Genomic DNA, 24238 nt, shown 5'->3' on the forward strand with positions numbered 1-24238 from the left:
GGAGTGGAGGCGGCCGCGGTGGTCCGGGAGCCGGCCCCGTGTCCGGGGCCGGTCGCGGAGCCTGAGGATCTTGTGGCCAGGGATGCGTGGGAGGCGCCGGATGCGGATCCCCCGGGTCCTGAGGGGCGGGATGAGTGGGTGTACCGGTATCGGGCTCCGTCATGGTGTGCGTCCAGTTCGTCGCGAGCGGGCGGCAGCGCGGATCAGGCACGGTCAGCGGTGTTTCCGTCACCGGCGGTGTCCGCGCGGACGATGACGACCGGGCAGTCCGCGTGCGTCGCGCACTGGTGGCTGACCGAGCCCAGCAGCAGGCTGGCGAAGCCTCCCCGACCCCTGCTGCCCACGACCAGCAGCTCTGCGCCGCGAGAGGCTTCGATCAGCGCGTCCGCCGCGCCGCCCCGGACCAGGTGTTGTTCCAGGGGCACGCCGCCTACCTCGACGAGCACCTTCTGGGTCTCGTTGGCCAGGTCCTGCCGGGCCGAGCCCTCGTCGAAGCCGGCGTCCACCGCCGGCGCGGACCAGCCCACCGCGCCGGGAACGTCGTAGGCCGCCACCGCGTCCACGGTCGCCCCGATCAGGCGCGCGTGGCGCACCGCCCACCGCAAAGCCTCGTAGGAGGCGGGTGAGCCATCGACGCCCACCACTACACGGGGAGTCGGGCCTATCGTGTCCATGGCCGTATCCCTCCTCTGTCACAGGTCGGAGCGGCCCGGAAGCCGTCCACCGGGGCGCCTGCCCGAACGAGCCACCCCCAAACAGCGACGGACAACGCCTCCCCGTAGCCCGTGCGGGCCGAGCGGGATCCGCGCCCCTGGCCAGGCCGCCTCGGTCGCCTCGGCCGCTTCGGCCCCGCAGAGAGGTCTGAGGCGGCGTCGGTGGGGTAGAGGAGAACGCAGAGACACCGAGTCACGGGAGGTGTGAGCGATGGGCACCAGTACCCCGACACGCCACACGATCCAACACCATGGCCCGGCGCGGAGCCCATACGGGCGGACCGCCGGCCCCGGTCGGGCCACGCGCTAGCGGGAGGATGCCATGGACGGCCCGGAGCTCTCCAAGCACGAACGCGACGTCCTGGACGTCATCGAGCGCGAACTGCGCGCCGACGTACTCCTCGACCGCAGACTCCGCACGCTGAGCCGCGGAGGCATCAGACCCTGGTCCCTCGATCGCCGTCCGGTGTTCTTCACCTGCCTGCTCGGCATCACCTGCGCCACGTTCTTCGTGCGCGCCGTGGCGACCCGGAGCACGGCGCTCCTCTGGACCTTCGCCGGTCTATGGGTACTCACCGCGGTCTGCGTGCTCCAGCTGGCGTACCAGTGGGCCATCAGGAAGACGACAGCAAGGGCCCACCGCAGGAAAGGCTGACCAGGCCCGGCGGACGCCCTCGCGGGGAGTCGGGCATCAAGGCGCTGCCCCGCCAGCCGCTCGACCACGGCCGCGTCGTGATGATCGAAGGCGACGACGCCGGAGGGCGCCTGCCCCCGGCAATCCCATGCCGAACGCGGGCCCCCTCGTGTTGGCTTGGGCCCGCGTTCGGATGGTGGGTTCCCCACAGACGGTCGGTGTCGGCATGGCGGTCGCTGCCGCCCTGCCGCTACTTCTTGCCGCGCAGGGAATCGTCGACACCGCGGGCGCGGTCCTTGGCCTCGCCCATCGCTTCCTTCGCCTTGCCCTTGACCTCGTCGATCTTGCCTTCGGCCTTCAGCCGGTCGTTGCCGGTGACCTTGCCGACGGCCTCTTTACCCTTGCCCTTGATCTGTTCCATCTTTCCCTTGGCCTTCTCAGCCATGGCTCGGCTCCTTTCGCGGATCTGCGGATCATCTCGAAGCGCAGCCGTATTCCGCTGTCTCGCCTGCCCCCGGAATCCGCGCCTACACGCGAGCGAGGAAGATTCCTACGACGCGCGCCGGGTCCCGCGGCACACTTCCGTCGGTCCACGCGCCGCACGGAAGCGGCGACGGTCTCCTCGAGGTGACCGTGGAACAGGGGACCTCGGTCACGGCCTCAAAGTGTCGGCCTCCCGGACGCTCTGCAGGTGGACAAGGACGTCGAAGGACTTGGCGAGCGCGACATCGTGCGGTTCGGCGGGGAACTGGGTGCCGAGGTTGAGCGTGGGCCGGGGTATGTCCAGCCAGGCACGCGCGGCGGCCGGGGCGCTGCGGACGTCGAGGTAGAAGTTTCGGTGACGCACCTGGTCGAGGGTGTACTCGTTCCGGCCGGGGCCGGCGGCGCCCACGGTGAACTTCTTCCACTCGCCGCCGAGGGCCGCGTCCTTCGACAGGAAGGAGCCCTCGTTGAAGGTGAAGCCGATCGGGAGGTAGTCATTGGCCATGGTGTCGCGCAGGAAGGATCCCTGGGTCTTGGGATACATCTTGGCGTCACTCGCGACGTAGCCGACATGGTCGTTGTGTGCCGAGAGCAGCACCTTGCCGCCGGTCTGCCGCTGCCACCAGGTGACATTCTGGGCCATCACCTCGTCACGGAAGCGCTGGGAGGTGGCTACCGAGTTGGGGTCGGCGAGGTCCATCGTGAGGAACTTGGTGGTCTGGGCGATGGAACGGGCGTGCTGTTCGGCCCACTTGAAGGCATCCGCGTCCGATCCCTTGTGGCTGCCGACCAGTTCCAGTGCCTGCTGGGCCTTCACGGCGAGCTGCCGGCGTTCCTCGAGCGGCTTGGCCAGGTAGGCGAAGACGTCGTCGATCGGGCGCAGGCCGGCGTAGAGCTCGTTGAGCTGTGGCAGCGCCGCTGGATGATTGCGCTGCACATAGCCGGTCACCTTGCCGAAGAACGCGTCGCTCAGTCTGGGTGCGCCGACGTCATTGCCCATGAAGTGGACGGTACGGCCGGGGTGGCTGCGATTGTAATCCCGCATCCATGCGATGAGGTTCACGAACTCCTCCCGTTCCCACGGCGAGTTGCCCAGCGCCTCCTTGGCGATCTCGCGGACATCGCCGTTGCCGGTCTGGAGATGGTCGTCGATCTGGAGACCTGCGGGCCAGCTCATTTCGAGGGAGAAAGTGGTGAACCCCTTCTTTTCCACGAGGTAGCGGAAGACCCGATCCTTCATGGTGAAGAACTCATGGGAGCCGTGAGTGGCCTCACCCAGGCCGACCACCTTGGCGTCGCCGATCATCGAGGCCAGAGGGCACAGGTCAGCGGCGTTCCCTCCGGGCTCCGTCGAGCGCAGGGGGTGCGCTGCGCGCTCCAGCGCGCGGACCTCGCCCTGCTTCGCCTGGGCCCCGTCAGCGGGTGCCGCGTGAACCACCACGGGGATGAGGACCACTCCCATCGCCGCCACTGACGTGGCCAGCATTCCCCGTCGGCTCATGCCCTTCCAGCGTTTATCCATGTACTTCGTTCCTCACATTGCTTTTCCGTTACCAAGAGCATTTTCACCTCGAATACATGGGGCAGGAAATAGGGTCTGCCTCCGAGACATACGGGGGTTAACCCCCGACGCTGACGACGGCAGGGACGGTGGGCATCTCGGTGTTGATGCCGCTCCACACGACGGCACCCATCGGGCCGCCCCGACTTTTCGGCCTGCGGCTGCTTGGACATCGCCTTTACGACCCGATCGTTCATTGAACCGTTCATCACGGATCTCATCGAGCAGCTGGTACCGAACAAGTGACGGGCCTCGCCGGGCGAAGGCGCCCCCGAAGTAGATCAACGAACCTCGGGCCTCGCCGATCAACGGGCCCGTCGACCAGGGCGAGGTGTCCTCCTTGCCCTCGGTGCTGTCACACCACCGCTCAAGAAGCGTCGCGACACAGGCCGCCATGCGTTCGGATGGAGGCTCCTCGACCTCGCTGTCGACATAGCGGTCGTACAGGTCGCCGAAGACCCGGCCAGCAGCCTTTCCGCCAGCTGATCGCCTTATCTGGACATCGGTGACCCCCAGCGCAACCAGGGCGTTCTGACGGTGGGCGCCCACTTCGGCGGGTCCGTCGTCCGTGGGGGCGAACTCCACAACCAGGACTTCACCATCCGGCAGGCCGCGAGCGAGTTCGTCCTCGAAGCCGCGGGCAGCCCTGCGGAGTTGGGGAACCGAGCGGCAGAGTGGTTCGAAGCGATCCTCGCGCGACCGCTGGTTCGCCGGGAATGGCATCACGAGGGCAGGATGTACGCGGTCCGTTACGAGTACGCGGATACGGGGCGCGGCCTCTGCGAGGGCTTCGAGACCCCCCTGGCACCCGACGCACTGCGGGAAAGACTCGCCGCAGAGGGCGTGATCCGAGGCCGGGGCCGGATCAACCGTGCCGGTCTGGGCCCACCGGACGTGATCGCGCACATCCGGGGCGCCCGCCCCGGTCAGTAGGTGCGGGAGGGCTTTCGGCGGCAACCCATCGGTCGCGTGGAACTTGGGGACTTGTCCGGCGCCGGCCGGCAGACCAGTCGTAGGCGGCCGAGATGAGTGAGGCCGGTCGCCGCGGCGGCCGGCCTCACATGCGACTGTCCGCCTAGCGCGGCTGCGTCACGATCTGGATCAGGTTGCCGCACGTGTCGTCGAAGACCGCGGTGGTGACGGGTCCCATGTCCAGGGGCTCCTGTGTGAAGCGGACACCGAGGCCGCGCAGGCGCTCGTACTCGGCTTCCACGTCGTCGACGGCGAACTGGGCGAGCGGAATGCCGTCCTCGACGAGCGCGTCACGGTAGGTCTTGGCAGCCGGATGGCCGGCGGGCTCCAGGAGGAGTTCGGTGCCGCCGGGCTCCTCGGGCGAGACGACGGTCAGCCACCGGTCCGTCTCTCCCAAAGGGACGTCGTGCTTCTTCACGAAGCCCAGGACCTCGGTGTAAAAGTGCTCGGCCTTGGCCTGGTCGTCGACGAAGACGCTGGTCAGGTGGATCTTCATGGGGTGCTCTCCTCCGGTCCCGGTCCCGGTGCGCCGGTACCGGGCCATCGCTCGGTGATCTGCCGCAGCGGAGTCGTGTTCAGGTCGTGGAACTTGTAGCGACCCTCCCGCCTGGTCTCGACGAGTCCGGCACCTTCCAGCACCGCGAGGTGCTGGGAGACCGCCTGCCGCGAGATCCCGAGCTGATGCTTCATGCTCAGTCGCGAGCAGATCTCGAACAGCGTCTGCCCCGACTTCTCCGTGAGCTCGTCGAGGATGGTGCGACGGGTGGGGTCGGCCAGGGCTTTGAAGAGATCGTCGGCCACCACAACAGCATAGGCAAGCGTTCACTTGCCTATCAAGTCGACGCACACGAGGCTTCGGGACCGGTGAGTACGGTGGGTGGGCTCAGGTCCGGGCCAGGGGGGCCGCCCCGAAGGAGACGTCGAAGCGGTCGCACCAGATGGTGACGCTGCTGTAGTCGGCCAGGTTCACGTCGGCCGGGATCTCGTAGTTCTGGTCGCCCTTGTTCCCCTTGAGCTTGCCCAGGCTCACGTACTTGCCGTCGTCGAAGACCGTCCAGCCCGCCGGGCCCTCCTTCACCGGGGCGTCGGTGAGCCAGACGCGGAGGTCCGGGCCGTTGCTGGTGTCGAGGTTCTCCAGGCGCAGGGTGCGGGAGCCGTCCGGGAGCCGGATCAGCTTCACCGTTCCCGTCGTGCTGTGCTCGTGGCTGATCAGCGTGCCCTGGGCCACGGTCTGCGGGCCCGCCGGGGAGCTCGGCCGCGCGCTCGGGGCGGTGGGCGGGGCCGACGAACCCGGCTCGGGGGCGGACGGGGCCGCCGCGGGGAGGGCCTCGTGGACGGTCGCGTCCTGCCACAGCTTCCACGGCTGGAACCAGTACAGGCCGAGGCCCAGCACCAGTGTTGCCGCGACGAGCACCCCGGCCCACAGCCGGCCGCGCCGCTTCGCCTCAGTCACTGTCACTGTCCTTGCCTCTCCTCGTCCGTCCGTCGTCGCTCGTATTCAACGCGAACGGATCGGAGCGTCACCAGGTCTGGCCTGATGACGAAATCCTTACGTCCGAGCCCCGGGCCCCGAGCCCCGAGCCCCGAGCCCCTGACCCCTGCCTCGCGACCAGCGCCTCTGGCAGAGAGTCGCGCCGCAGCCGGCAGGGCGGGGGCGCACGACCCCCGCCCTCCCCTCATGTCACAGAGCGCGGAGCTTGGTGGTGAAGACCTGGTTCGCGACCTTGTCGCCCAGGACGAGACCGTCGGCGGCGTCCCACGGGTAGTGCACGCCGAGCCAGATGCGGCTGTCGGCGTCCTCCTTGCCGGCGGCGCTGAAACTGGTGAAGTGGCGGGTCTTGACCGGGGACTGCGGTTCGTCGGTGGTCAGGTCGAAGGAGATGTTGTCGCTGCCGAAGTAGCGCTTCATGACCCCGGCCCAGGCGCCGCCGAAGGAGGCGTGGCCGGAGACGTACGCGGGGAAGCAAGGGCTGACGTTGACGCCCGTCGGGCTCTTCAGCAGCGGCTTCCACTGCGGGTCGAGGCCGCCCTCACGGATCGCGGAGACGGGCCGCCACAGATCGATGGGGGTGGCGAACTTGGCGTCGCGGACCGCGATCCCGGTGTCGGCCATGGCGAGGGACACGAGGGCGAAGAGGCGGGCGTTCGCGTAGACCCCGAGGCCGCGGGCCTTGGCGACCTCGCGGGTGGCCTGGAGCATGTGCCCCGGCGGCTTGTAGGTGCCGTTGTTGTCGTTGGCCCAGAACCAGGCGGCGGCGAGCTGGTCCGGGGTCCGGTTGATCACAGGGGTGGCCGCCGTGGGCTTGTCGGCGCCTGCCGTCCGGACCGCCTCGACCTGCCTCTTGTACTCGTCGCTCGCCACCAGGGCCTCGTACGAGCCGTACTGGGTCAGGGTGGTGGGACGGAACTGGGAGCCGGAGGTCAGCGAGAACGGCTTGACCTGGCCGTAGAACGGGTTGATCGCGTCGCTGTCCTCGTCACAGGAGGCGTCGGCCATGTCCGGGTAGCTCGTCGGTCGCCAGGCGCCCGGCTTGTTGTCCCCCACGTAGACCTGCGGGTTGTCGGAGCCGTCTCCGGTACGGGCGTCCGTCATCTGCTTGACCATGCCGGCGACCACGGAGATGTCGAGGAAGTCGCCGGCGGTGGGCTCGGTGCCGAACCGCTCGCGGAAGCGGGAGTCGAGGTAGGACGTCTGGTCCGCGTACCGGCTCTGCTTGTTGCCGTAGAGCCCGAGGAGGATGTTGTACGCGGTCCGGCCGATGACGCGCTCCTCCTCGTCCGGCCCCTCGACCCAGCCCACGTAGTTCTCGGCGTGGATGTACGGCTCCGAGGTGATCTTGCCCTTCCACTTCAGCTGGTACGAGGACTCCGCGTCGTAGATCGCCCCGTTCATCATCGCCGCCGCCCGGGCCATCGGGACGGGCCCGCCGCCCACTCGGCGGAAGACGTTCTGCAGCACGTCGTTCCAGTAGTGCACCGGATCGGATATCGACTGCGCCGGCAGCGCCGCGTGGGCGGGCTGCGGGGCCGCGGCGAGGACGGATCCGGTCGCCGCCAGGACGACACCGGCCGCCAGCGCCCGCCGCCAGAGCGTGGTGCGTCGTCGGGTGGTGCGGGTGTTCTCGGGCATGGCTCGACTCCCCCTGATCACTGGTGTGTTGATCACCACGGAGATGGCGGCGTGATCATGACCCGAGGGGCGTGTGAATGCTTGTAGAAAACGGAACGCTTCCGCGGATTGGCCGGTCCCGCACAGGCGGAGGGCGCGAAACCGCCCCCACCCGACCGGCGGGGCGACAGGGCCACGCCGGGAACGTGGGTCAACGCCCGCGGTGGTGGAGGCGGTCGGCTCAGGGCCCACGGCACGCTGACCGCGTACAACACCGGCAGCGTGGAACCGCACACGGTCCGGGAGGTGGCCGCGAGACGCCTGGTCAGCGGATGACGTCGAAGACGTTCTTCTGCAGGCCGTTGGCGTAGGCCTCGTGCTCGACGAGCTTCAGCTTCTGCGTGTCCTTGTCCGTGGCGCTGAACAGGCGCTTGCCCGCGCCGAGCAGGAGCGGGAAGACGAGCAGGTGGTAGCGGTCGATCAGGCCGGCGTCCGAGAGGGCCTGGTTCAGGGTGGCGCTGCCGTGGACGATGATCGGGCCGCCCTCGGTCTCCTTCAGCGCGGCGACCTCGTCCAGGGAACGCAGGATCGTCGTCTCGCCCCAGTTGTCGACCAGGTCGTCCTCGGTGAGGGTGGTGGAGACCACGTACTTCGGCATCACCTTGTAGTCGGCGAAGTCCTCCATGTCGGGCCAGACCGGGCTGAACGCCTCGTAGCTGGTCCGGCCGAGCAGGATCGCGGAGGCCTCCTTCTGCTCCCGGCCCTTGATCTCGAACGCCTCGGGCAGGAACTCGATGTCCTTGAAGGTCCACCCGGAGTTCCGGTAACCGGGCTCGCCTCCCGGGCCCTCCACTACGCCGTCGAGGGAGATGAAAGCGGTGCTGATCAGGGTACGCATCGTGGTTCCTCGGTGTCTCGTGTCCGGTTCTCGGCAGATACGGCCGGTGAGCGAGCGGACCGCATTCGCGGCTGCCGCACACCAGTCATGATCTCTGACTGCCGATCACGGAGAAACTCATCGGTCGTCTCCGAATCCCTTTCCTACGGTCCGACCGCCAAGGTCCACTCGCGCTCGCCGCACGTGCTGCCTCCAGCCACACGAAGCTGCCGGCGGCACGGATGCTCTCAGCCGGGAACCTGCCTGCCAAGAGCTTCGTCACGCCTGCGCGCCGCGGACGACTCCCAACCTCCGCCACCTGCAGTCGAGTGGGAAGCTGGTCTCAGCGGGTCGGGCGCTGCGGCGCGCTTGCCACCCCCGACGCCCGGCCACTCAGCGCAGCGTCCAGAGTCTCCTGGGCCACGCGCATCGCTTCGGCGTACTTCGGCTCGGACATGCGCTCCCAGGCCCGGTCCGGTGCGACGTCCTCGACCCGGCTCATCACCCACCAGATGTTGCCGAAGGGATCCCGCACCCGGCCGCCGCGATCCCCCCACGCACTGTCGGCGATCTCGGTGATCACTTGAGCCCCATGCATGACCGCGGCCTCCACGGCCGCGTCCGCGTCCGGTACGTAGACCCGCAGCAGCGAGGGCATCGCCGGCCAGTCCGGCCGGCGGTCGAAGGCCAGCACGACCGTGTCGCCGACGCGGATCTCGCCGTGACCGATGGTGCCGTCCTCGACCGCCACCCGTGCGAGCTCTTCGCCGTCGAACGCGGCGGTGACGAAGTCGAGCAGTGCGCCGGTGTCGTCGGTGACCACCCATGGCGCAACGCTGGTGTAGCCCTCGGGTGCAGTGTGAGTCATCGTTCTCGTCCCCTTCTGCGGCTCTTCGTGATGTGACGACTCTAGAACCCAACTAGGACGGATACTGACCTAGATCACGCACGAAACCGGCACCATCCTCGTCAACTGCCAGCGCCCCCCTTGGTCCCGGACGAGGGGATACCCACGTCCGGTCCCTCCGCTCGTCCCTACAGGTCGAGCTGGTACCGCAGTGTCGTGTGCGTGGGCAGGTAACCGAGGCTGTCGCTGATGTGTCGCATGTGCGTGTTGCTGTCGGCCGAGTCGGTCAGGAGACCGCCGAGGTCTGGATAGCGCCCGTGGGCCTGTCGGATCGACTCGGCCTTCATCCAGCGGCCGAGGCCGTGTCCGCGGTGCTCAGGCAGCACTCCGGTGCCGTAGTGCTGGGCATCACCAGTGCCGGCGCCGGGCACGACGAGTTCGGTGAACCCGGCGATCGAGCCGTCGGAGGTGTCGATGGCGACGACGGTGTGCAAGTGGTCGCCACGCCGCTCGACGGCCTTCGCCGCAGCCCGGACCCGGTCCACGTCCCAGGTCGTGGTGCCGTGGTCGGTGTCCTCCATGGGCATGTCGTCCATGGCGCGACGCGAGTCGGCGAAGGTCTGGGCGAGATCGTCGGGGACGGTTCCCTGCCAGGACGCCAGCCGGTAGCCGGAACGCGGACGCTCAATGATCTCTGTCAGGGAGGGGATGTCCACATCGACCAGGGGCAGGCGGGAGTACCGCAGGGTGAGTACCTTGCGGAAGCCGCGGGCCGACAGGAAGTGGTCGCCGGGCGATCCGGCCCCGGCCTCCGCAACGACGCAGCGCCGGGTGTTGTCCCGGGCGGCGGCCACGGCGGTGTCGAGGAGCTGAGAGCCGACGCCCTTGCGGCGCTCCACGGGATGGACGTGGAGGGTCAGTTCGGCCAGGTGCGCCTGTCCCCCGTCGAACAGGCGCAGAAAGGCCGTCCCGACAGGGTTGGCATCGGCGTCGGACGCCAGCCATGCGAGGCGTCGGCCGTGCGCCCCGTGTGCGGGGTCGGTCAGTGGGGTGATGTGGAGCGACAAGGTGTCTCCGTCGTGAGGAGGTGGCAAAGGTCAGTACGCGGGCTCAACTGCTGGGCGCTCCTGCGCATGTGCTCCACACCTCCTCGTCGACAGTGCCGGTCCGGATCACCATGGACGGCTGGGAGAACGTAGCCGGTCCCCCGGCTCCCCGACAAAGGGTTAACCGAGGGCTGCTGCGCCCCGGGTCCGCAGCCACTCACAACCGGGTCACCGACCGACGTACTCGAAGGAACGAGCGGACGCGATCCGGTCCAGTGCCGTGTTGTGCCCCGGTCGCCGGGCCGCGGCCGGGGCACGGTCGTCGGCTGTCAGGGGCGATCAGGCACCCGCGCCGGCTTCCTCGGCCCGCCGCGCGAGGTGGTTCACGGTGGTGATGACCTCGTCGGCGAGGGATCCCGTGTCGCCGATGGTGAGGTAGGTGACGTCGGCGACGGTGTGGAGGCCGCGGACCAGGAAGGCGTAGTCCTTGCCCTCTTCGAGGAGGAGGACGATCGGCTTGCCCAGGGCGGAGGCCCAGCCGATCTCGATGTGGGTGCCCGGGGAGGCGGGGTGGCCGGGGAAGGCGACGAAGACCGTGGAGGCGGAGATCTCGTCGTAGTCCAGGCGGGTGCACTCGTCGGGGGTGAGGAACTTCGCGCCCCAGGACTCGCGGCGGTGGGCGTTGTAGACGTGGTAGTCCTCCGCTTCCAGGCGCTCGATGAGCGTCTCGAAGCGGGTACGGGCCTCGGTGTTCATGGCGCCGTCCGCGTCCACGAGGGCTTTGAAGGGGCCGGCGAGGAAGACGCTGCGGGTCTGCTGAACGGCCGCGGTGGCGGTGGCGGTTGTGGTGGTCACTGCTTGACTCCCGTGACGATGAGGAACGGCGGATGGGCGGTCTCGGCCGGGGCCGTACCGGGCAGGGCCGAGGGGTCGGTGAGGAGGGGCTCGTCGACGGTGAGGTCGGTGAAGCCCGCGTCGGTCAGGACGTCCAGGTAGGTCCCGCGGGGCCAGTGGTGGTCGATGAGCTCCAGCGGCTCGCCGCCGCCGGGCTGGTCGAGGAGGACCTGGCGGCGTTCCCCGGGAGCGTAGGTGCGGCCGGGTTCGCCGCTGCGGAAGGTGGAGAAGCGGATGCCCGTGGTGGCCGGGTTGGTGTCGAGGACGGCGTACCGGGCACCGGGGCGCAGGACGCGGTGGACCTCGGCCGCGATCTCCTGGAGGACGGGGAGTTCGGCGACGTTGATGAAGACGTAGCAGGACATGGCCGCGTCGACCGAGGCGTCGGCGAGGAAGGTGAGCTTGCCGCTGTCGATCTGCCGGTAGTCGATGCGCGGGTGCGGGCGGCGGGCGCGGGCGATCTCCAGCATGCGCGGGGAGATGTCGGCCGCCACGACCCCGGTGTCGTGACAGGCCTCGACGATGCGGGTGGCGACCTTGCCGGGGCCGCAGCCGTAGTCGAGGACCGTCCGTACGCCGGGGGTGCCGATGCCGAGGGCGCGGAACACCGCCGGGTAGCCGATGAGGCGCTCGGGGAGGTCGTCGTAGGCGTCGAAGCCGTCGGCGGTGGAGACGGACTTCTGCCAGTGGGTGCTGGTCATCATGGACGGGATGCCTTTCAGCCTGCGACGGGGGCGGGGGCGGTGCTCGGCCAGCGCTCTTCGACCAGGCGCCGGTACATGGTTGGCAGGAGGACCAACTGCTCTTCGCCGACGTGTTCCTCGTGCCGGATGCGGCGGTGGATCTCGAAGAGGACCAGGACGTGGGTCCAGTAGTCCGGCAGGCCGTGCGAGCCGGGATCGGCGGCGAGTACGTGGCGCCCGCGCCGCAGTTGTTCCTCCACGGCGAGGACCTCGCGTACGTAGGGCCAGTTGTCGCCCTCCGGCATCGCGGGGAAGCGCCAGGCCGGCGGCGCGCCGGCGGCCGGATCGGCGAGGACCTCCAGGGCCCGCGCGTGGTCGGGATCGTAGAGGTGCAGGGAGCCGACCTGGTGCACGTACGAGCCGAGGGAGACTCCCAGTTCGCGGGCGAGCATCTCCTGGAGGACGGTGAAGGAGAAGACGTCGCTGGTCATGCCGCGGTAGACGTCGTTGGCGCGCATGAATCCCACGCCGTGCAGGGCTCCTTCACGCAGGAGGAACTGCAGGCCGAGGGTGCAGGAGACGTCCGGGTTGCCGGGGACCTGGAGTTCCTCGCCCCGGTAGATCTGGATGACGGCCCGCTTGGAGTCCGGATCCTCGCGGAGGGTCTCGACGACGGCGGGCCACTGGTCGGGGCGCCCGTCGCCGGCCCCGAAGAGCGCGCGGCCGTACGCGGTGCCGGTCAGCCGGTGGCCGTCAGCGGAGTACTTGCGGATGCTGGGGGCGTAGTAGGCGATGAAATCGAGGTCGTCCCGGCCCGCCAAGTACCACAGGGCTTCGGCGAAGTTGAAGACGATGTTGAGGCGGCGGGCGGGTACGAACGGCACCCGCTGGTCCGCCCGCGCGAGCCGGAAGCGTACGCCGAGCTGCTCTCGGCTCGCGTAGCCGCGGGGTGCGTTGCGGTAGGCGGGCTCGTCGATCAGCCACCGCAGCATGTGCGGATAGGCGTGGTGAAAGGTTTCGAAGTCCACGGGGTCGCTCTCTGCTGCCTCTGCTGCTGGTGATCCACTTCAGTCGGAACGTACTGGGCGAGGGAGCTGCCATCCTTCGCCCCGAAATGTGGGATTCATGTCGGATGAGCGAAGGAATCCCAGGTCAGAGGCGGTAGGCCGACCGTGCCGGTGGTCGGGGCACGTGCGGATCGCTTCTCCGGTGGCCGGGGTGTGTCCGTCCATCGGGTGAACCGGTGAGCGGAGCGATCGACGTCGCCCCAGGTCAGCCGGGGAAGAAACGTCAATCCGGCCCGCGCTGGCAGCCCGGGGACCGTCGCCGTGTGAAGATCGCTGACCGGAGGCCGTCGAACCACGGGGGCCGGATCCCTGTTCCCGTTCCCCGATCCCGGAGGTCGCGATGGCCGGCAGCGTGATGTCGGCAGCGGTCCTGAACTCTCTGGGCAAGCCGTTGGAGATCGAGCTGCGCCCCCGCCCCGTTCCGGGTCCGGGACAGGTGCTCGTCCGGGTCAGGGCCGCCGGACTCTGCCACACCGACCTCCACCTGGCGGACGGCTCGGCCGTCACCCCCCGCCTGCCCATCGTGCTCGGGCACGAGATCGCCGGGGAGGTCGCCGAGGTGGGTGAGGTCCGCACGGTCGGTGCGGGCGGACATGTCGGTGAGGTCGGTCGTGTAGGTGAGGTCGGTCAGGTCGATGAGGTCGGTCAGGGAGCCGGGTTCGCGCCCGGGGACCGTGTCCTCGCGTACTACTACGAGGGCTGCGGGCGCTGCGCCTGGTGCGCGGACGGCTCGGCGAACCTCTGCCCGGACCCGGCGGCGAAGGTGGGCTTCGACTCCGACGGCGGGCTGTGCGAGTACTACCTGGCCGACGCCCGGTCCCTCGTACCGATCGCGGACACGGTGTCCTTCGCCGAAGCCGCCGTACTCGGCTGCTCGGGAACGACCGCGGTCCGCGTCGTCCGGACCGTGGCCCGCACCGCCCCGGACGAGACCCTCGTGGTCATCGGCGCGGGCGGGGTCGGTCTCGCCGTCGTCCAGGTGGCCGTCGCCGACGGAGCCCGCGTCATCGCCGTCGACCCGCACGCGCCGAGCAGGGAGCAGGCGCGCCGGTACGGAGCCGACACCGTCATCGACCCGGGCGACGGCGACACGGTCGCGGCCGTCCGCGCGGCGACCGCGGGAGAGGGCTGCCAGGTGGCGGTCGACACGGTCGGCAACGTGCACACCCCGGGACAGGCCGTACGGATGACCGGCACCCGGGGCCGGGTCGTCCTCGTCGGCTACACGGGCAAGCCCTCCACCCTCGACGTCCTCGACGTGGTCGTACGGGAGACCGAGGTGCGCGGCTCCGTCGGCGCCACCCTCGCCGACGCCCACACCGTCATGCGGATGGCCGCGGCAGGCCTCGTCCGCGGGTGCGTGGAGGCCGAGTACCCCCTGGAGCGGGTCAACGAGGCCCTGACCCGCCTCGCCGCCGGCAACGTCACAGGACGCCTGGTCGTCGTCCCCTGACAGAGGTCACCGGGTCAGAGCCCTGCCGCGGCCGCGCTGCCGTTGAGGCCGGGGTTCTCCTCCCTGGGTTCGGGAAGGGGGTGGGGTTCGGGCCCGCGGCCCTGGTGCGTGGCGGGGACGGCCAGGATGCCTCGTATGCCCTTGTAGGCCCACTCCGCGTTCGTCGGCGGAAGCGAGACGCTGATGGTGCGGCCGGCGACCGTCCAGGTGATGTGCTCCATGACCGCCTCTTTCCTGATGGTTGACAGAGGTCCAGCCTCCGATCACCCGAACCCCGCGGACAGGGGCCAACGTCCCCTCCCACCCGGTCGGGAGTCCTCCGTACCGCGGCCGGTTAGGCTCGGCATCATGCGGATCTCCGTTTCCTCGGACATGGACGAACCCGTGGCTCGCGCGCTCCTCGGGCAACTGCGCGACCGCGGACACGATGTGGTGACGTACGGGGCGCTGAGCCCCGGCGACGATCCGCAGTGGGCGGCCTGCTCGGAGGCCGCGGCCCGTGACGTCGCCGCCGGGCACGCCGACCAGGCCGTCGTGTGCTGCTGGACCGGTACGGGCGCCTCGATCGCCGCGAACAAGGTTCCCGGCGTACGCGCGGCACTGTGCACGGACGCATACACGGCGGACGGTGCGCGCCGCTGGAACGACGCCAACGTGCTCGCGCTCAGCCTGCGCCTGACCTCGGAACCGCTGCTCAAGGAGATCCTCGACGCCTGGTTCGCCGCCGAGGCGAGCGCGGACGCCGAGGACCGGGAGAACGTGGCGCGCGTCGAACTGCTCGACCGGACCAGAACCGCACCCTGAGAACCGGCTCCCGGACCTCAGGCTCCCCCGGGGCCACGAGCGGCCGCGCTGCCGAGCCGGCTCCGGATGGCGCCGGGCCGCAGCCAGCCGTATCCGGCGTGCTGGAGGAGCCGGAGGAGGTCGTCCTCGTCGCCGGGCGTCCATCGCGTTCCGTGGCGGCGGAGGAAGTTCTCCAGGTACGGGGTCGCGCCGTCGTGCCAGTCGGCTGGTTCACGGGCGGCCAGTTCCCAGTCCAGCTCCCAGCGCCGGACGTTTCCCGCGGTGTCCCCGGTGAGTACGAAACGACCGTCGCGGGACAGGGCGAGGGATGCCGCGTGGCCCTCTCCGGAGAGTTCGAGGGAACGCAGGCACGTGCCGCTCTCCACGTCCCAGACGCCGACCCGGTTCGTGTGGGTGGCCACCGCGAAGCGGCCGTCGGCGGTGAACCGGGCCTGCTTGGCCCAGCCTCCGAGTTCCTCGAGTTCTCGTACGCATTCCCCGGTCGTGGTGTCCCACAGCCGGAGCGGCCAGTTCGCGTGCCCGCTGGAGAGCGCGAACCGTCCGTCCGTACTGAGGCACAACGCGGTGACGTTCTCCCGGAACACCGACCCGGCTTCCGCCGGTGCGCGCAGGACGCGGCGGCACTCTCCGTCGGCCAGGTCCCACAGGCGGATCGTCCCCCGGTCGGCTGACGCGGCGAGGTGTCCGTCTGGTCCGGTCCAGAGGGCGGTGACCTGGACCTCCTCGCCGCCGTTCCGTGCCGGTGCGCCGGTCTCGGCCCTGAGGGTTCTTACGTGGCGGCCGGTTTCGAGGTCCCACAGCCGTACGCCGCCATCGGCGCCTCCGACCAGCGCCGTCCGCCCGTCGGCGCTGAACCCCACGTGCGCGGCGCCCATGAGCGATTCCCCCCGTACGCACCCGCGGGTGGCGGGTTCCGGCACCAGGAGGTCCGGCAGTGCGTGGGTGCCGGGGAAGGTGCGGAGGCATTCACCGGTGTCGAGCCTCCACAGGCGTACGACGCCGCTCCAGTCCCCGGAAAGCAGCCGCCGTCCGTCGGGGCTCAGGGACACCGAGTCCACCTGACTCGTATGCCCCTTGAGCACGGCCGTGCACATTCCGCCCTCGATGTCCCACAGCCGGATCGTTCCGTCGTCGCCGCCGGAGACGGCGGTGCGGCCGTCCACGGTGATGTCGATGGCGTTGACGCCCCGGGTGTGGCCGGTGAGGCCCTTCAACGGCCAGGCCGCCCGCAGGCCCGTCCTCACCGAACGCCTGCCCAGGTCCCGCCAGGCGGACATGACCTCCGGTGCCCGTTCGTGTCCCGGGGTGTCGCGCGCCCGCGTGAGCAGGTCGAGCGCCGCGGGAAGGCGGTCGGCCGTCATGGCCGACTTCGCCTCGGTGACCATGGTGTCCACGCGCGCTCCGAGGCGGCTCAGTTCGGTGTGCGGGCGCGGGCGGCTCAGGACCGGCGCGGCCTGGTAGCCGTGCGGCAGGTCCCACCAGCGCACCGTGTTGTCCTCGCCGATGGAGAGCGCGGACCTGCCGTCCGGGCTGACCCGGACCGCCCGCACCCCGCCCCTGTGAGCCGTGAAGGTCCGCACGCAGCGGCCGGTGTCCCGGTCCCAGAAGCGCAGGTACGCGCCGGAGCCGGACAGCAGGAACCGTGTGTCGGCGCTCAGCGATACGGTGCCGCCCGCGCGGACGTCCTCCAGGGTGCCGACGCAGCGGCCGTCGTCGAGGTCCCACAGGCGAATCGGCCCGTTGAAGGTCCCGGTGACGGCGAGGCGCCCGTCGGCACTGAAGCCGATGGTGGATGCCAGTCCTGGTTTGTGGCCGGTCAGCACGTGCCGGGGACCGCAGTCCTCCAGGTCCCACACGGTGATGGTGGGCTTGGACCCGGTGTCGGCGATCAGCGCCCAGCGGCCGTCGGGGCTCACGCTCGCCGAGCGGAGCCCGCCGGAGCCCGCCAGTGTCCCCCGGATCCGTTCCTCCCGGAGGTCCCACACGTGGGAGCGGCCGTACCAGTCCGAGTAGAGCGCGACCCGCCCGCCCAGGCCGAAGGAGACCGCTCCGGCCTTTGCGTTGATCACGCGCAGGCACCGGCCGTCGGTGAGGTCCCACAGCCGGACGGTGTCGTCATGGCCGGCGGAGATCGCGAGCGTCCCGCCGAGGTCGACCGACCGCACGGGCCCGCTGTGCCCGGACAGGGTCAGGAGGCACTGCCCGGTGCCCAGCTCCCACAGCCGCACCGTGCCGTCCATCTCCCCGGTCAGCGCCCGCGTCGCGTCGGGGCCGAGGCGGATCGGCAGTTGGATGCGCGGCTGCCTGTTCTGGTGCCAGGGCATCTCACGGGTACCGGCACAACGGGCGTCCGTGATCTCACCGGAGTCGAGGGCGCGCAGCGTCGCCCGTACCTCCCGCTGCTCCTGCGCGGGCCCGCCCAGGAGTTCGCGGGCCGAGGTGAGGTCGCCGCGTTCCATGTGCACTTGGGCGAGCAGGTGCCGGGCCTGCCAGGAGTCGCCGGTGTCCGTACGGATCGCCTCGATCTCGGCGATGAGCTCTTCGTCGGAGACGGCGCCGCGCCGCCACCGCCGTACCCCGGCGTTGTAGACGGTTTCCAGGTGGTGCGGGTCGGCCGCGAGGGCATCCGCGAACGCCGTGTCGGCATCGGCCTCACGGTCGAGGTCGAGCAGCGACAGGGCCCGGTTGCCCAGTTCGTCGGCGCGCAGATCCGCTGCCACCGGGGCGGGGCGCGGGTACTCCTCGCCCGTCACCCGCCGGTAGATATTGGCCAGTTGACCGGCGACCTCGGCCATGGAGGCGGGTCTGTGCTCGGGCCGTTCGTCCAGGCAGCGCGCCAGCAGGGTGTGCAGATACGGCGGCATGGCGGGCAGGTCCGGGTCGGACGGTCCTTCGGCGCGGTAGAGGTCGAGCACCTCGCCCGCCACCGGTCCGGCCACCCAGGTGACCCCGCCGGTGAACATCTCCAGCAGCGACACCGCGAAGCTGTAGATGTCGGAACGCCGTCCCAAGGGGCGTCCCGTGGCCTGTTCCGGGGAGGCGTACGCGGGTGTGAGGCCGCCGCCGGACACCAGCACGCTGACGTCGGGCGCGCCGTCGGGCGCAGCGGTGACGGAACGGGCGCGGGCCAGTCCGAAGTCGGTGACCTTGGCTCCGCCCGCGCCGTCCATGAGCACGTTGGCCGGCTTGACGTCCTGGTGCACGAGCCCGCGGTCGTGCGCGTGCGCCAGTCCCCACGCGATCTGGATGGCCGTGTCGAGAATCCGTGCCCGGGCCGCTTGGCGCCCGCCCTCGTACAGTCGACGGTCGTCGATCCATTCGCGCAGGCTGCCTCCCTCGACGTACTCGGCGAAGATCCGCGGAACTCCGCCCAGCGTTCGGACGTAATGGCAGGCGCAGACATTCGGGTGCAGCCCCAGCGACACCCACGACTCCGCCTCGGCGACGAAGCGTTCGCGGTCGGCGGTGCCCGAAAACCGCTCCGGTCGCGGGCTCTTGACCGCCAGGTCGACGTCCCAGACCCGGTGCCGGACCTTGTACACCAAGCCCATTCCACCGTGGCCGTGCACGGCGGCCACCTCGTAGAGTCCGGCAACGACGTCCCCGACCTGCCACAGCCAGGGAACCTCGGACGCCCCCACGCTCATGGATCCCCCTTGATCGATACCGACGACCGATCCCGGATCCTAACGCCCTCCCCTTACGGCGAGGGGGGCCTGCAGGCCCTGCTGGGCAGGTGTGAGCGGCTCGTAGGCGTCGACCTCGAACAGGTACGGGACCGCGGAGGACGGGGCGAGCATGTGGGTACGGGGTAGGGGTGTCCCCACGCCCGTCGGCGTTGCCGGCGCCCCCGTATGACGGAAGTCTTACGTGCACGCGTGGGAGACCCTCCGCAGGGTCCGCGCTGCGTAGCGTCCTGAGCATGCGCGTACTCGTCACCGGAGGGGCCGGGTTCATCGGCTCCCACATCGTCACCGCCCTCGCGGCCCGCGGGCACGAGCCCGTCGTCCTCGACGCCCTGCTGCCCGCCGCCCACCCCGGCACCCCGCCGCTGCCCGACGCCGAGTTCCTCCGCGCCGACGTACGGGACGCCGAAGCGGTCCGGGGCGCGCTGCGCGGAGTGGACGCGGTCTGCCATCAGGCGGCCATGGTCGGCCTCGGCAAGGACTTCGCCGACGCCCCCGACTACGTCGGCTGCAACGACCTCGGAACGGCGGTACTGCTGACGGAAATGGCGGCCGCGGGGGTGCGGAACCTCGTGCTCGCCGGGTCGATGGTGGTCTACGGGGAGGGCCGGTACACGTGCGAACGGCACGGAACCGTACGCCCCGGGCCGCGCCGGACCGAGGACCTGACGGCGGGCCGGTTCGAGCCCCGCTGCCCCGACTGCGGGGCCGAGCTCGCGCCGGGGCTGGTCGGCGAGGACGCGCCGACGGATCCGCGGAACGTGTACGCGACGACGAAGCTGGCCCAGGAGCACCTGGCGGCGAGCTGGGCCCGGTGCGCGGAAGGTCGCGCGGTGTCGCTGCGCTACCACAACGTGTACGGGCCGGGCATGCCGCGCGACACCCCGTACGCGGGCGTGGCCTCCTTCTTCCGCTCCGCGCTCGCCCGGTCCGAAGCCCCTCGGGTCTTCGAGGACGGCGCACAGCGAAGGGACTTCATCCACGTCACGGACGTGGCCGCCGCGAACGTGGTCGCACTCGAGGCGGTCGGCACCCGGCAGGCGGGCACGGCGGCCGCGTACAACACCGGCAGCGGGGAACCGCACACGGTCGGCGAGATGGCCGCCGAGCTGGCCGCGGCGCACGGCGGACCCGCCCCGGTGGTGACGGGCGAGTTCCGCCTCGGCGACGTACGGCACATCACCGCCGACTCCGCCCGGCTGCGCACGGAGCTGGGCTGGCGTCCGACGGTCGGCTTCGCCGAGGGGATGGCCGAGTTCGCCCGGGCCGGCCAGCGCGAGTCGGCCGGTGTGACCGGCTGAGCCCGGGAACCAGCTGAGCCCGGGAACCGGCCGGGCCCTGGAACCGGCTGAGCCCGGAACCCGGCCGACATCGGCCGGCCGGGTTCCGCACGGCCTACGCGGGTGCGGGGAGGGTCAGTTCGAAGCGGCAGCCGCCGGGCACGTTGTGGACGTCCGCGCGCCCGGAGTGGGCCTCGACGATGCCCCGCACGATCGCCAGGCCCAGGCCCGCTCCCGAGGGAGGGGTACGGGCCTGGCTGCCCCGCCATCCCGTGTCGAAGACCCTGGGCAGGTCCTCCTCCGGGATGCCGCCGCAGGCATCGGTGACGGACAGCACCACCACGTCCGCGCGCCGTTCCGCCGCGATCGCGACCGTACCGTCGGCCGGCGTGTGGCGGATGGCGTTGACCAGCAGGTTGGACAGGACCCGCGTCATCTCCTTGCCGTCGACCTCTACCGGCAGCGGGGCCACGCCCGTACCCGCCAGGCGCACGCCGTGCTCGCGCGCGAGCGCGTCGGTTCCTGCCAGCGCATCGCCCACCAGGTCGTAGAGGGAGATCCGGGTGGGGTTCAGGGACAGGGCTCCGGCATGGATGCGGGACAGCTCGAACAGGTCGGTGACCATGGAGTTGAGGCGGTCCACCTCGGCGCGCATCTGGCGGTGGTAGCGGGCCGGTTCGGCGGCCATGCCGTCCTCCAGCGCCTCCGACATCGCCCGCAGCCCGGCCAGCGGGGTCCGCAGGTCGTGCGAGATCCACGCCACCAGCTCACGCCGCGAGGTCTCCAGGGCCCGCTCCCGGGCACGCGAGGCGGCGAGGCGCTCACTGGTGAGGGCCAGCTCACGGCTCAGCGCCGCGAGCTCGGCGGGGGCCGGCACGGCGGGCGCCTCGAAATTGCCCTCCTCCCCGAACTCACGTGCGGCGACGACGAGTTCCCGGCAGCGCCGGACCACCTGGCGGCCCAGCAGCAGCGCCGTGCCCAGCGATACCGCGGCGGCCATCGCGACGACCGTGGTCACCACGGCGAGGTCGTGGGAGGACAGGAACATCGCCCACGCCACCGCGAGCGTCCCGGCGAGCATCGCGGACACGGCGACCGCCGCGACCACCGCCAGGGACGCGGCGACGCTGCGCCGGCGCAGTATCCGCAACGCCACGGCTCCGAGGATCCCGGCGGCCGCCGCGCCGAGGAAGGCGTACAGGGCGATCAGCATCAGGTCACGCACGGTCGTCCTCCGTACGGGCGCCGGCCGCCGCAGGAGCGGGCGAGCAGGGGTCCGCCTCGAAGCGGTATCCGGCGCCCCATACCGTCCGGATCAGCTGCGGATCGGCCGGGTCCTCCTCGATCTTGCCCCGGAGCCTGCGGACGTGCACGGTCACCGTGGACAGGTCGCCGAAGTCCCAGCCCCAGACCTCCCGCATCAGCCGCTCCCGGTCGCAGACCTGCCCGGGGTGCCGCAGGAAGTAGGTGAGGAGGTCGAATTCCCTGAGGGTGAGGGCCAGTTCAGCGCCGTCCCGCGTCGCCCGCCGGGCAGCGGGGTCCACGGTCAGTCCGGCCGCCGCGAGCAGGGGTTCGCCGGCCGGTACCGCCGACGACGTCCTGCGCAGGACCGACCGGACGCGCAGGACCAGCTCGCGCGGGCTGAAGGGCTTGGTCACGTAGTCGTCCGCGCCGACTTCGAGGCCCAGGATCCGGTCGTCCTCGTCGCCGCGGGCGGTGAGCATGACCACGGCCGGGTAACGCCTCCCGTCCCCCTGGGCCCGCAGCCGACGGCAGACCTCCAAGCCGTCCATGCCGGGCAGCATCAGGTCGAGGACGACGAGGTCGGGCCGGTGCCGGGCGGCGGTCTCCAGCGCGGACGGGCCGTCCGCGGCCCGGTGCACGGTGAATCCCGCCCGCTCCAGATAGCCGGCGACGACCTCCGAGACGGTCGGGTCGTCGTCCACCACCAGGACGCGGCCCGCGGCCTCGCCGGAGGCCGGGCCGCGGTCGGTTTCGTTACTGGATGCCATGGCCCCAGAGTGACACCCCGCGGGGCGGCGCGGACCGGGGGGCGCCTCCGTCGGGCGCGGCGTCCGTGTTTCGTAAGACTTTCGGGCGCGCTTCTTCGCCCGTCGGTTCCTACGGTGTGGAGGGTGACTCCTTCTGCTTGTCGTCCGCCCCGCGCGGACCTCGTACTGCCGTGCCTCGACGAGGCGGAAGCCCTCCCCTGGGTCCTGGCGCGGGTGCCGGCCGGGTGGCGGGCCATCGTCGTCGACAACGGCTCCACCGACGGCTCGGCCGACATCGCCCGCTCCCTCGGCGCCACCGTCGTGCACGAGACCCGGCGCGGCTTCGGCGCCGCCTGCCACGCCGGGCTGTTGGCCGCACGCGCCGAACTGGTCTGCTTCTGCGACTGCGACGCCTCCATGGACCCCGGCCTGCTCGCGCCCATGGCCGAGCGGGTCGCCGCCGGCGAGGCGGATCTCCTGCTCGGCCGGCGCCGCCCGCGGGGACGCGGCGCCTGGCCCCTGCACGCGCGCGCCGGAAACATCGCCCTGGCCCGCATGCTGCGCCGCCGCACCGGACTGCGGCTCCGCGACCTCGGACCCATGCGGGTCGCCCGGCGCGAGGCACTGCTCGGCCTGGACCTGAGCGACCGGCGCAGCGGCTATCCGCTCCAGATGGTCGTGCGGGCCGCCGACGCGGGCTGGAAGGTGACCGAGACGGACGTCCCTTACCTCCCCCGATCCGGGAAGTCCAAGGTCACCGGGACCTGGCGGGGCACCTGGCACGCTGTACGGGACATGCGCGAGGTCCTGACCGAGCCGCCGAGCGCCCGCCCCGCACCGGCCGAAGGGGTCCGCGCATGAGCACCCTCCTCGTCATCGCCAAGGCTCCCGTCGCCGGGCGCGTGAAAACCCGGCTGACCGCGCGGTTCACCCCGCAACAGGCCGCCGACCTGGCCCTCGCCTCGCTCCAGGACACCCTCGCGACGGTCCTGGCGACCCCGGCCTCGCGACGCGTGCTGGCCCTCGACGGAGAGCCGGGCCCCTGGATCCCGGACGGCATCGAGGTCGTCCCGCAGGGTGGGGGCGGCCTGGACGTCCGACTGGCCGCCGCCTTCGCCCTGGCCGAAGGCCCGGCCCTGCTGGTCGGCATGGACACCCCGCAGGTCACCCCGGGTCTGCTCGCGCTCGGACTCGACTTCACCGGGGCGGACGCCTGGTTCGGGCCCGCCGACGACGGAGGGTTCTGGGCCCTCGGCCTCGCCGCCCCCGACCCGGCCCTGCTGCTCGGCGTCCCGATGTCCGTGGTGCACACCGGTGAGGTGCAGCGGCGGCGCCTGACCGATGCGGGTCTTTTCGTACGGGACCTGCCCGAGCTGTGCGACGTGGACACGCCCGCCGACGCGGAACGGGTCGCGGCCGCGGCCCCGCGCACGCGCTTCGCCGCCCTGCACCACGGCCTGTGCGCGGCGGCCCGATGACCGCCCGGCTCGCCGAGCCCGCCACGCGCGCCTGGCAGGCGGACCCGTACGCGGACGCCCTCCGCACCGGGCAGGGGCCGCTGTTCCTCCGCCGGCGCGACGGCTGGCTGCTGCCGCTCGAAGTCGAACGGTGGTGCGCCGAGCCCGACGCGGCCGACGACACCGTCCTGGCCCGGTGCGCCGGGCCCGTCCTCGACATCGGCTGCGGACCGGGCCGCCTGGTCGCCGCCCTCGCCGGGCTCGGCCGTACCGCGCTCGGTGTCGACGTCACCCCCGAGGCCGTGGCCCGTACCGAGCGGGCGGGCGGCAGCGCCCTGTGCCGGTCGGTGTTCGACCCGCTTCCCCGCGAAGGCCGCTGGGGCACGGTCCTCCTCATGGACGGCAACATCGGCATCGGCGGGGACCCCGCCGCCCTGCTGCGCCGGGCCGCCGAACTGACCGCCCCCGGCGGCTCCCTGCTGGTCGAGGTCGCCACCGCCGAGGTCGACGAACGAGTCGAGGTGTACGTCGAGGACGGCACCGGTGGCCGCGGAGCCTGCTTCTGGTGGTCCCGGCTGGGCACCCGCGCCCTGTGTGCCAAGGCGAAGGCCGCGGGCTGGACCCCGTACGACACCTGGCAGACGGCCGGCCGGCACTTCGTGCACCTCACGCGCTGACGGC

Annotated in this window: 25 protein-coding genes; 8 read left to right on the forward strand and 17 right to left on the reverse strand. The window is 71.2% G+C overall.

The window, feature by feature from the left end; translation table 11 throughout:
• Nucleotides 1–203: 203 nt before the first annotated feature.
• The gene (locus ACWGDE_RS06950) at nucleotides 204–674 is read right to left on the reverse strand and encodes a universal stress protein (protein WP_453387937.1); all 471 of its coding nucleotides are present in this window, start codon (nucleotides 672–674) and stop codon (nucleotides 204–206) included.
• Between the two features lie 361 nt (nucleotides 675–1035).
• On the opposite strand from ACWGDE_RS06950, the gene ACWGDE_RS06955 reads away from it, so the two are divergent.
• Entirely contained in the window at nucleotides 1036–1368 is a 333-nt protein-coding gene (locus tag ACWGDE_RS06955) for a DUF3040 domain-containing protein (RefSeq protein WP_453387938.1), read from the forward strand.
• Between the two features lie 229 nt (nucleotides 1369–1597).
• On the opposite strand, the gene ACWGDE_RS06960 is transcribed toward ACWGDE_RS06955, so the two are convergent.
• Both ACWGDE_RS06960 and ACWGDE_RS06965 read right to left on the reverse strand, forming a co-directional pair.
• Entirely contained in the window at nucleotides 1598–1792 is a 195-nt protein-coding gene (locus ACWGDE_RS06960; RefSeq protein WP_453387939.1) for a CsbD family protein, read from the reverse strand.
• 207 nt (nucleotides 1793–1999) lie between these two features.
• Nucleotides 2000–3331, reverse strand: a complete 1332-nt coding sequence (locus ACWGDE_RS06965) for an erythromycin esterase family protein (protein ID WP_453387940.1) — start codon at nucleotides 3329–3331, stop codon at nucleotides 2000–2002.
• Between the two features lie 597 nt (nucleotides 3332–3928).
• Between ACWGDE_RS06965 and ACWGDE_RS06970 the strand changes: the two genes are divergently transcribed.
• Nucleotides 3929–4324, forward strand: a complete 396-nt coding sequence (locus tag ACWGDE_RS06970) for a hypothetical protein (protein ID WP_453387941.1) — start codon at nucleotides 3929–3931, stop codon at nucleotides 4322–4324.
• 142 nt (nucleotides 4325–4466) lie between these two features.
• Here ACWGDE_RS06970 and ACWGDE_RS06975 read toward each other — a convergent pair whose 3' ends face one another.
• From ACWGDE_RS06975 to ACWGDE_RS07020, 10 genes are all read right to left on the reverse strand, one after another.
• Nucleotides 4467–4859, reverse strand: coding sequence for a VOC family protein (locus ACWGDE_RS06975; protein ID WP_453387942.1), 393 nt, complete (start codon nucleotides 4857–4859; stop codon nucleotides 4467–4469).
• Complete coding sequence (locus ACWGDE_RS06980; RefSeq protein WP_453387943.1) at nucleotides 4856–5164, reverse strand: ArsR/SmtB family transcription factor; 309 nt, start codon at nucleotides 5162–5164, stop codon at nucleotides 4856–4858. The genes ACWGDE_RS06975 and ACWGDE_RS06980 overlap by 4 nt, the downstream gene beginning before the upstream one ends.
• A gap of 82 nt (nucleotides 5165–5246) precedes the next feature.
• Nucleotides 5247–5816 (reverse strand): DM13 domain-containing protein, encoded by a 570-nt coding sequence (locus tag ACWGDE_RS06985; protein WP_453387944.1) that lies wholly within the window; start codon nucleotides 5814–5816, stop codon nucleotides 5247–5249.
• Between the two features lie 228 nt (nucleotides 5817–6044).
• The gene (locus ACWGDE_RS06990; RefSeq protein ID WP_453387945.1) at nucleotides 6045–7493 is read right to left on the reverse strand and encodes a vanadium-dependent haloperoxidase; all 1449 of its coding nucleotides are present in this window, start codon (nucleotides 7491–7493) and stop codon (nucleotides 6045–6047) included.
• A gap of 304 nt (nucleotides 7494–7797) precedes the next feature.
• The gene (locus tag ACWGDE_RS06995) at nucleotides 7798–8370 is read right to left on the reverse strand and encodes a dihydrofolate reductase family protein (RefSeq protein WP_453387946.1); all 573 of its coding nucleotides are present in this window, start codon (nucleotides 8368–8370) and stop codon (nucleotides 7798–7800) included.
• Nucleotides 8371–8692: 322 nt separating this feature from the next.
• Complete coding sequence (locus ACWGDE_RS07000) at nucleotides 8693–9217, reverse strand: VOC family protein (protein ID WP_453387947.1); 525 nt, start codon at nucleotides 9215–9217, stop codon at nucleotides 8693–8695.
• Nucleotides 9218–9384: 167 nt separating this feature from the next.
• Nucleotides 9385–10263, reverse strand: coding sequence for a GNAT family N-acetyltransferase (locus ACWGDE_RS07005; RefSeq protein WP_453387948.1), 879 nt, complete (start codon nucleotides 10261–10263; stop codon nucleotides 9385–9387).
• A 318-nt stretch (nucleotides 10264–10581) separates the two neighbouring features.
• Nucleotides 10582–11097 carry a nucleoside 2-deoxyribosyltransferase gene (locus ACWGDE_RS07010; protein WP_453387949.1) on the reverse strand — a complete coding sequence of 172 codons (516 nt, stop codon included), beginning with the start codon at nucleotides 11095–11097 and terminating at the stop codon, nucleotides 10582–10584.
• Complete coding sequence (locus ACWGDE_RS07015) at nucleotides 11094–11840, reverse strand: class I SAM-dependent methyltransferase (protein WP_453387950.1); 747 nt, start codon at nucleotides 11838–11840, stop codon at nucleotides 11094–11096. Before ACWGDE_RS07015 ends, ACWGDE_RS07010 begins: the two co-directional genes overlap by 4 nt.
• A 14-nt stretch (nucleotides 11841–11854) precedes the next feature.
• Entirely contained in the window at nucleotides 11855–12847 is a 993-nt protein-coding gene (locus ACWGDE_RS07020; protein ID WP_453387951.1) for a thymidylate synthase, read from the reverse strand.
• A 379-nt stretch (nucleotides 12848–13226) separates the two neighbouring features.
• Here ACWGDE_RS07020 and ACWGDE_RS07025 point away from each other — a divergent pair, with 379 nt between their 5' ends.
• Complete coding sequence (locus ACWGDE_RS07025) at nucleotides 13227–14339, forward strand: alcohol dehydrogenase catalytic domain-containing protein (RefSeq protein ID WP_453387952.1); 1113 nt, start codon at nucleotides 13227–13229, stop codon at nucleotides 14337–14339.
• Nucleotides 14340–14353: 14 nt separating this feature from the next.
• Here the strand turns inward: ACWGDE_RS07025 and ACWGDE_RS07030 are convergent, their stop codons facing one another.
• Nucleotides 14354–14560, reverse strand: a complete 207-nt coding sequence (locus tag ACWGDE_RS07030; RefSeq protein ID WP_453387953.1) for a hypothetical protein — start codon at nucleotides 14558–14560, stop codon at nucleotides 14354–14356.
• 127 nt (nucleotides 14561–14687) lie between these two features.
• Between ACWGDE_RS07030 and ACWGDE_RS07035 the strand changes: the two genes are divergently transcribed.
• Nucleotides 14688–15143: an RpiB/LacA/LacB family sugar-phosphate isomerase gene (locus tag ACWGDE_RS07035; protein WP_453387954.1), complete on the forward strand. Its 456-nt coding sequence runs from the start codon at nucleotides 14688–14690 to the stop codon at nucleotides 15141–15143.
• Nucleotides 15144–15160: 17 nt separating this feature from the next.
• Here the strand turns inward: ACWGDE_RS07035 and ACWGDE_RS07040 are convergent, their stop codons facing one another.
• A complete protein-coding gene (locus ACWGDE_RS07040) occupies nucleotides 15161–18790 on the reverse strand; it encodes a protein kinase domain-containing protein (protein ID WP_453387955.1) in 3630 nt (1209 codons plus the stop codon).
• A 275-nt stretch (nucleotides 18791–19065) separates the two neighbouring features.
• Here ACWGDE_RS07040 and ACWGDE_RS07045 point away from each other — a divergent pair, with 275 nt between their 5' ends.
• A complete protein-coding gene (locus ACWGDE_RS07045; protein ID WP_453387956.1) occupies nucleotides 19066–20130 on the forward strand; it encodes an NAD-dependent epimerase/dehydratase family protein in 1065 nt (354 codons plus the stop codon).
• 94 nt (nucleotides 20131–20224) lie between these two features.
• On the opposite strand, the gene ACWGDE_RS07050 is transcribed toward ACWGDE_RS07045, so the two are convergent.
• The gene (locus ACWGDE_RS07050) at nucleotides 20225–21334 is read right to left on the reverse strand and encodes a sensor histidine kinase (protein ID WP_453387957.1); all 1110 of its coding nucleotides are present in this window, start codon (nucleotides 21332–21334) and stop codon (nucleotides 20225–20227) included.
• Nucleotides 21327–22121: a response regulator transcription factor gene (locus tag ACWGDE_RS07055; protein WP_453387958.1), complete on the reverse strand. Its 795-nt coding sequence runs from the start codon at nucleotides 22119–22121 to the stop codon at nucleotides 21327–21329. The genes ACWGDE_RS07050 and ACWGDE_RS07055 overlap by 8 nt, the downstream gene beginning before the upstream one ends.
• 123 nt (nucleotides 22122–22244) lie before the next feature.
• On the opposite strand from ACWGDE_RS07055, the gene ACWGDE_RS07060 reads away from it, so the two are divergent.
• From ACWGDE_RS07060 to ACWGDE_RS07070, 3 genes are read left to right on the forward strand one after another with little or no spacing between them, the layout of a single operon-like run.
• Entirely contained in the window at nucleotides 22245–22961 is a 717-nt protein-coding gene (locus tag ACWGDE_RS07060; RefSeq protein WP_453387959.1) for a glycosyltransferase family 2 protein, read from the forward strand.
• On the forward strand, nucleotides 22958–23578 hold the full coding sequence (locus tag ACWGDE_RS07065; RefSeq protein WP_453387960.1) for a TIGR04282 family arsenosugar biosynthesis glycosyltransferase: 621 nt from the start codon (nucleotides 22958–22960) through the stop codon (nucleotides 23576–23578). The genes ACWGDE_RS07060 and ACWGDE_RS07065 overlap by 4 nt, the downstream gene beginning before the upstream one ends.
• On the forward strand, nucleotides 23575–24234 hold the full coding sequence (locus tag ACWGDE_RS07070; protein WP_453387961.1) for a class I SAM-dependent methyltransferase: 660 nt from the start codon (nucleotides 23575–23577) through the stop codon (nucleotides 24232–24234). The genes ACWGDE_RS07065 and ACWGDE_RS07070 overlap by 4 nt, the downstream gene beginning before the upstream one ends.
• Nucleotides 24235–24238: the final 4 nt, after the last annotated feature.

This window comes from Streptomyces sp. NPDC054956, from assembly GCF_053609185.1.